Source organism: Mycobacterium sp. 852002-51163_SCH5372311 (assembly GCF_001667115.1).
Taxonomy (GTDB): domain Bacteria; phylum Actinomycetota; class Actinomycetes; order Mycobacteriales; family Mycobacteriaceae; genus Mycobacterium.
In genome coordinates this window covers 1-742 of the sequence record NZ_LZIJ01000028.1, presented here as the reverse complement: position 1 = coordinate 742, position 742 = coordinate 1, and the positions used below count along the sequence as shown (strand labels likewise).

Below are 742 nucleotides of genomic sequence, written 5' to 3'. Positions count from 1 at the left end.
TAGTAATGGGACTGAGACACACTGGTTTCGGCAGTTGAGCCGGCCAGGGTGGCACCGGCCTGAGCTACCGCGACCACGACTGCAGTCAGATTGGCCTGCAGCCAATCTCGAGGCGTCACTTCGGGATCACCGGCACGCTATAGGAACCGCTGGCCTTGATCTGCGTGACGCAGGCTTGGCCGCGACGGCGCACACCAACACCGAAGCTGCGCTGGAAAAAGCTGTCCTGCAACGGATACGGGCCAAGACCGGGAATAGTACGCAAACCTTGATATTGGCGCTGAGCGTGCTGCCTGAACCCGATGGCGTTGTCAGGGCTGTTGGCTCCGTAGGTGGCGACAACCGCGAAGTAGTCTTCTGGGATGAAGTCGCTCTGGATGATCCAGGTCTCGCCGTAGGAACCCTGCACCTTAAGACCGTTGTAGGACTCCGGCGCAACCTGACCCACGATATTTTCCGGTTGCAAGTAGGCCGGAGCGCCAGCGGACGGAATGTAGTCGTGTTTGGCAATAATGCCGCTGGCGTTTTCTTCGCCAGCCTTGAAGGTAGACACCACTTCTGCCTGTGCCGGGTTCATCAGCGCCAACAGCCGTGAGTTTGATTCGGTGCCGAAACCGTGCTCAGTGACATGGCGAACGGCAGTTTCGAGGTCTCCGGAATCAATAGTGGCGCTACCAGAGACAAGGTAGTGCTGGTGCGCCGCCGCAAACTGCTTGCCGAGATAGGCCGGTGGAACCATTGT

The 742-nt window shown here is 58.9% G+C and carries 1 pseudogene; it reads right to left on the bottom strand.

Annotated features, from left to right (window positions below):
* Positions 1-115 precede the first annotated feature (115 nt).
* Positions 116-742: pseudogene (locus A5791_RS04090) on the bottom strand (hypothetical protein); the annotation flags it as partial.